Raw genomic sequence first — 6,223 nt, forward strand, 5'->3', positions numbered from 1 at the left:
AGACCGCCCGTGCGGCCAGCGTGGAATATCAAAAAGGGAAGTCCGAACGAGACGAGAAAGTGAGAATACAGCGTGAAGTGGTACAAAAAATTATCGAGCGTCCTGTGTATATTGACGATTGCACTGATGCAAGCGGGGTGTCAGTCCTCAACGCCGCCATTGCCGAGCGCCATTGAGCCGCCTGCTGATTTGGCCACACCATGCCCAAGGCTGCCTGAATTATCCGGCACAACGGGCAAGGTCATGCTGCCGTGGGCATTGGAGGTGGTGCATCTGTATAACGACTGCGCGGCTAGGCATGACGGGTTGATAAAGGCATGGCCAAGGTAGGAAATCCGTTCCGCAAAAAATTTCCAGTCTTTGATTTTGTTGGATAAAAATCAGCCTCAAACGCAACGATTGCGGAACGGAAATATAGCTGAAAGCCTTATAGATGCTTGATTTGTTATGTTCTATCACACAATGTGCGGTAAGGCTGGGCGGGAAAGGCTACCTGAAAACGAAATGGCGGTTTCAGGTAGCCTTTGCTGTTTTTGCTTTATTGATGGGCGTATTCCACCAAGAGTGGCCGGTGGTCAGAGTGCTGCCAGGGCAAGGGGCGGGCGGAAACGTTTAGGCCTTTGGCTAAGGCATGGTCGATATTGAGGAAAAACGGTTTCCAAGTGGGTGTGAAATAGCGGGTGGCGGGACGGCTGCCGCTTTCTTGCAGGAAGCGGCGGAACAGCGGGGAAAACGGGCTGCTGTTGAAGTCGCCCACGGCCAGCGCGCGCGGTTCGGCGGCGAGGGCGCGGGCGGTTTCGGCCAGGTAGTGTTGCCGTGCTCCGGCTAGTTCGCTGCTGATGGGTGGCGGCGGGTGCAGGGCGTAGAGGGCGGTGCCGTCGGCAGTTTGGGCGCGGATATAAGGGTAGTCGCTAATCATGCGCACTTCGCAGGCGGCCAGCGGTTGTTTACTCCAAAGGGCAAGGGCGAAAGGGCTGTATTCGCGGCGTTGGCAGCCGTGCGGATAGGCTTGGCGCAGGCTTTGCCAGCCGGGGTTGTCGAGATTGATTTCGCCCAGCGCGATGAAGTCGGCCTGTTCAGCCAAAAGGGCGGTACTTTCTGCTTTGGCGGCAGGATTATCGAGATGGACGTTGTACCAAACCAGCCGTGTACCACCGGCTGGGGCATCAGGCAGGGTGAAGGGTTGAGCCAGCCATAGCAGAGATGCGGCGGTGCACACGAGCCACAGCACACGCCACTTCGGGCGCGGCCAAATCGCGGCGAGAATGAAGACGGCAGCATAGTGGGGCAGAAAATGGCTGAGCAGTTCGGCCAGCCAGAATAAGCTGCCGAACTGCCCGGCTATGGCGGCAGCCAGGGCGAGCAAGGCGAGGATGTGCAGACGCAGGCGGATAAAGGCGGACATGGCGGTGTTGGTGGAAAGGTGGCGGGTGGGATGGAGGCTACCTGAAAAATAGGCGTGGTGTATTTTGATAAAACGGAATGTAATGGATTTTATCAAGAGTAAGTTTGTGGATCTCTCCGAAGTTAGAATTTCAGGTAGCCTTTATTTGCTCGATATTTGGCTTTGTGCTCAGGTGTTTTTCTATGGTTTCCCATGTATGAGATAAAGCGGCTCGGGAATCAATCCACAAACAAAAACCTGCCGCAGAGGGCAGGTTTTCGATAACAGCAAAGATTAATCTTCCAGTTTGCGGCCAGACAGTTTTTCTTTGATGCGGGCAGCTTTACCGGTGAGGCCGCGCAGGTAGTACAGTTTGGCACGGCGAACGTGGCCGCGGCGTTTCACTTCGATTTTTTCCACGTTGGGAGAATACAGCTGGAAAGTACGTTCCACGCCTTCACCGCTAGAGATTTTGCGCACGATGAAGTTGCTGTTCAGGCCACGGTTGCGGCGGGAAATTACCACGCCTTCGTAGGCTTGCAGACGGGTACGGTTACCCTCGGTTACGCGCACAGAAACGGATACGGTGTCGCCGGGAGCAAATTCGGGGATGGTTTTGTTCAAACGGGCGATTTCTTCCTGTTCGAGCTGTTGAATCAAGTTCATTGCTATAGTCCTTAAGTTTATGATGGGATATCTCGTTCCTCCTGCTGGATTTTCTGCAGGAGCCTAGATTCCTCTGGGGTTAATGCGCGGCCGGCCAAAAGGTCTGGTCGGCGCTGCAGGGTGCGGCGTAACGCTTGTTCTAAGCGCCATTCCGCAATCAGGGCATGGTTGCCGCTGCGCAATACAGCGGGCACGGTCATGCCCTGAAATTCTATCGGGCGGGTGTAGTGCGGGCAGTCTAAAAGGCCGTTGGCAAACGAATCCTGTCCGGCCGAATCGGCATCGCCCAGTACGCCGGGAATCAGCCTCAATACCGCATCCATCAGCATCATGGCCGGCAGCTCGCCTCCAGATACCACAAAGTCGCCAATGCTGATTTCTTCATCAATGGCGCCGCTTAACAGGCGCTCGTCTATGCCTTCGTAGCGGCCGCACACCAAAATCAAACCGTCCAGTTTAGCCAGTTCGGCTGCTTTTTGATGCGTCAATTGGCTGCCTTGCGGGCTGAGGTAAATCACTTTACCGTTATGCTGCGCTTTGGCGGCATCGATTGCCGATTGTAGCGGTTCAGCCATCATAATCATGCCGGGGCCGCCGCCAAAAGGCCTGTCGTCGATGTAGCCCAATTTGTTGTCGGCAAACTGGCGCGGGTTGATGCTGTTGAAATGCCATAAGCCGCGTTGCAGGGCGCGGCCGGTTACGCCGTAGTCGGTGATGCTGCGGAACATCTCGCCAAACAGGGTAACGACTTGGATATACATCAGTAATCCAAGCCCCAATCGGCAATGATGCTGCCTTGTTCCAAATCCACATTGTCGATGTAGTGATCGACAAACGGAATCAGTTTGCGGCCATGCTCACCATCTACCACCAAAATATCGTGCGCACCGGTTTCCATCAGGCTGCATACTGTGCCGATGAGTTCGTTTTGTCGGTTGCGTACCGTCAAGCCGACCAAGTCGGCCCAGTAGTATTCGCCTTCTTGGGCGGGCTCAAAATCGCTGCGTTTGATTTCGATGGTGTAGCCGCGCAACAGCTGTGCAGCATCACGGTCGCTTATTTCGGCGAATTTTACTTGCAATTCATCGCCGGCCACCTGGCCGTTTTCCAGCGTGTAGCTGCGGGAAACGCCGTCTTTGCTCAGCTGCCATACAGGGTAGTCCAGCAGGCTGTCGGCATATTCGGTATCGGCGGCCACTTTTACCCAGCCTTTGATGCCGAAAGCGCCTTTCACATAGCCCATGGCTACCCAGTTGTCTTGGCTGCGGCTCATGGCGGGTATTCCGAGATTAAGCGGCTTTCTGCTGCTCTTTTACCAAGCGGGCAACGGCATCGCTTACTTGCGCGCCTTGGCTCACCCAGTAGTTCAGGCGTTCGGTGTTCAGGCGTACGCGCTCCTGTTTTTCGTTGGCTACGGGGTTGTAGAAGCCAACGCGCTCGATGAAGCGGCCGTCACGACGGTTGCGTGAATCGGCTACCACGATGTTGAAAAACGGAGAATGCTTGGAGCCGCCGCGCGAAAAACGGATAACTACCATATTATTATTCCTTCTTCCTTCGGGAAATTTGATCAATAAGAAAACAGCGGATTTTAGGGTAATTTGCCATGCGGGCGCAAGCATTTGTTGAAAAAATACCGTTTTATCGTGGTATCGGGTGGACGATATGCCGCAAGCGGCTTGCTTTAGGCGCAGGGTTGCGCCGTTTTCAGGTAGCCTTTTCCCTGACGGTTGCCCTGCCAGCAGGCTACCTGAAATCCAAACCTTTGGGCAAACCAGCCGGCTGCCCTTGATTTTCGCTTTGGCGGTGCCATTTGCCTGCTGTTCGTGATGGCGGATTAAATTGGCTTTCGTTACCAGACAAGCCAATGCTGGCGCAAAAGCCGGGTTAATCCGCCCTATATTTGACCAAGCTATTTGGGAGCCGTTTTATGAGCACTTCCGTGATGACCCCGCAAGAAATCGTCCATGAGCTGGACAAACACATCATCGGCCAGCAGCAGGCCAAAAAGGCTGTGGCCGTGGCCTTGCGCAACCGCTACCGCAGAAGCCAGGTGGCCGAGCCGCTGCAAAGCGAAATCGTGCCGAAAAATATCCTGATGATCGGCCCCACCGGCGTGGGCAAAACCGAAATTGCCCGCCGTTTGGCGCGGCTGGCCAATGCGCCGTTTATCAAAATCGAGGCCACCAAGTTCACCGAAGTGGGCTATGTGGGGCGCGATGTGGACAGCATCGTGCGCGATTTGATGGAAATCGCCCTGAAGAATTTGCGCGAACAGGCCGTGCGCAAAAATCGCGACCGCGCTCAAGACGCTGCCGAAAACCGCGTGCTCGACGCGCTGTTGCCGCCCCCGCCGCAAACCGGCTTCGAAGGCGAACCGGTCGAACCGCAGCCCGAAAGCCACACTCGCAAAAAATTCCGCGAAATGCTGCGCCGGGGCGAATTGGATGATAAAGAAATCAACATCGAACTGAGCCAAGCCTCGCCCACCTCCATGCAAGTGATGGGCCCGCCCGGCATGGAAGAATTCAGCAGCCAGCTGCAAGACATGTTTGCCAACTTCAGCAAAGGCCGCACCAAACCGCACAAAATCAAAGTAGCGGCCGCCATGAAGCTCTTGCTGGACGAAGAAGCCGCCAAACTGATTAACGAAGAAGAACTGCGCGAGCAGGCTGTGCACGCTGTGGAGCAACACGGCATCGTGTTCCTCGACGAAATCGACAAAATCGCGGCCGACAGCAACCGACACGGCGGCGACGTGTCGCGCCAAGGCGTGCAGCGCGACCTTTTGCCCTTGGTGGAAGGCACCACCGTGCAAACCAAATACGGCATGATTAAAACCGACCACATCCTCTTCATCGCTTCCGGCGCCTTCCATTTAAGTAAACCCAGCGACCTGATTCCCGAGCTGCAAGGCCGCTTCCCCATTCGCGTGGAATTGAGCAGCCTTACTGTGGAAGACTTCCAAGCCATCCTCACCAGCACCGACGCCAGCCTCACCAAGCAATACCAAGCCCTGCTGGCCACCGACGGCGTAGAGCTCGATTTCGCTCCCGACGGCATCACCCGCCTGGCCGAAATCGCCTTCCAAGTAAACGAGAAAACCGAAAACATCGGCGCCCGCCGCCTGCACACTGTGCTGGAAAAACTGCTGGAAGACGTATCTTTCCACGCCCCGCAAGGCATCACGCAAATTACCGCCGCCTATGTAGACGAGCGGCTGGCCGAAGTAGCCGAACAGGAAGATTTGGCGCGGTACGTGCTGTAAGCTGTTTGGATAAGAGCAGGCTACCTGAAAATTTAGCTTCGTAGAAACCTTGCTGCATTGCGTTTCAGGTAGCCTTCTTACGGTTGAGCTTGGCTAATGTTGTGGTAAAAGTTTAGACAATCTGCCATTAGAATGCTTTAAAGATTGTTAATATCGCTGCAACACCATACAATCCGGCTGCCGGCAGCTTTACTAAAAGTATGCCGGTTATTCAAATAATCTTTATCCCTATGAGGAAGACGCAACATGAAAAAAATTCTGGTTACATTGATTGCCCTTGCCGTTCCTGCCGCCGCCTTGGCTGACGACAACCAAGGTTTCTATGTTCAAGGCGACCTTGGTCATGCTTCGGTAAAAGGCAAGGTTTATGGCGAAAGCGCCACGGCCAAAGGCTTCAGCCCGCGCCTTTCTGCCGGTTATGATTTCGGCAACTTCCGCGTGGCTGCCGACTATACGCACTACAAATCCCGCAGCGAAAGCGGCCGAATCAGCAGCTCGACCACTTATGATGCCGAAGCCAAATTTCAAAGTTTCGGTGTTTCCGCCATTTATGATTTCGACCTGAATGCTCCGGTGAAACCTTATGTGGGCGGCCGTGTGGCGCTTAACCGCGTATCGTTCGACACCACTGAAAACGGCACCGGCTACACCGAGCACTACCACCATCGCGAAACCAAAACCGGCGTCGGCATCGTGGCCGGTGTGGGTTACGACATCACCCAGAATATTGCTCTGGATGCAGGCTACCGCTACAACTACTGGGGCAAATTCGACGGCGTGAAAGTGGACTCCCACGAAGTTTCCGCTGGCGTGCGCGTGAAATTCTAATTGCCCGAACCGGCAGCCCGGCTGTGTGCCGGGTTGAACAAAACAAAGGCTACCTGAAAGTTTAGCTTCGCAGAAAC

The 6,223-nt window shown here is 54.9% G+C and carries 7 protein-coding genes; 2 read left to right on the forward strand and 5 right to left on the reverse strand.

Annotation, left to right across the window (positions count from 1 at the left end; translation table 11 throughout):
• Positions 1 to 538 precede the first annotated feature (538 nt).
• The 5 genes from HMPREF2796_RS05815 to rpsP form a co-directional block, all read right to left on the reverse strand.
• The gene (locus tag HMPREF2796_RS05815; RefSeq protein WP_246826811.1) at positions 539 to 1,501 is read right to left on the reverse strand and encodes an endonuclease/exonuclease/phosphatase family protein; all 963 of its coding nucleotides are present in this window, start codon (positions 1,499 to 1,501) and stop codon (positions 539 to 541) included.
• A gap of 177 nt (positions 1,502 to 1,678) precedes the next feature.
• Positions 1,679 to 2,050 (reverse strand): 50S ribosomal protein L19, encoded by a 372-nt coding sequence (gene rplS / locus HMPREF2796_RS05820; RefSeq protein ID WP_003824892.1) that lies wholly within the window; start codon positions 2,048 to 2,050, stop codon positions 1,679 to 1,681.
• A gap of 17 nt (positions 2,051 to 2,067) precedes the next feature.
• The gene (gene trmD / locus HMPREF2796_RS05825; protein ID WP_070631754.1) at positions 2,068 to 2,811 is read right to left on the reverse strand and encodes a tRNA (guanosine(37)-N1)-methyltransferase TrmD; all 744 of its coding nucleotides are present in this window, start codon (positions 2,809 to 2,811) and stop codon (positions 2,068 to 2,070) included.
• Entirely contained in the window at positions 2,811 to 3,323 is a 513-nt protein-coding gene (gene rimM, locus HMPREF2796_RS05830; protein WP_064084488.1) for a ribosome maturation factor RimM, read from the reverse strand. The genes trmD and rimM overlap by 1 nt, the downstream gene beginning before the upstream one ends.
• Positions 3,324 to 3,339: 16 nt before the next feature.
• Positions 3,340 to 3,588, reverse strand: coding sequence for a 30S ribosomal protein S16 (gene rpsP / locus HMPREF2796_RS05835; RefSeq protein ID WP_023887900.1), 249 nt, complete (start codon positions 3,586 to 3,588; stop codon positions 3,340 to 3,342).
• Positions 3,589 to 3,980: 392 nt separating this feature from the next.
• Between rpsP and hslU the strand changes: the two genes are divergently transcribed.
• Together hslU and HMPREF2796_RS05845 are read left to right on the forward strand one after the other, a co-directional pair.
• Entirely contained in the window at positions 3,981 to 5,318 is a 1,338-nt protein-coding gene (gene hslU, locus HMPREF2796_RS05840) for an ATP-dependent protease ATPase subunit HslU (RefSeq protein WP_246826812.1), read from the forward strand.
• 246 nt (positions 5,319 to 5,564) lie between these two features.
• On the forward strand, positions 5,565 to 6,146 hold the full coding sequence (locus tag HMPREF2796_RS05845) for an opacity family porin (RefSeq protein WP_070631760.1): 582 nt from the start codon (positions 5,565 to 5,567) through the stop codon (positions 6,144 to 6,146).
• Positions 6,147 to 6,223 lie beyond the last annotated feature (77 nt).

This window comes from Eikenella sp. HMSC071B05, from assembly GCF_001811325.1.
GTDB lineage: Bacteria > Pseudomonadota > Gammaproteobacteria > Burkholderiales > Neisseriaceae > Eikenella > Eikenella corrodens.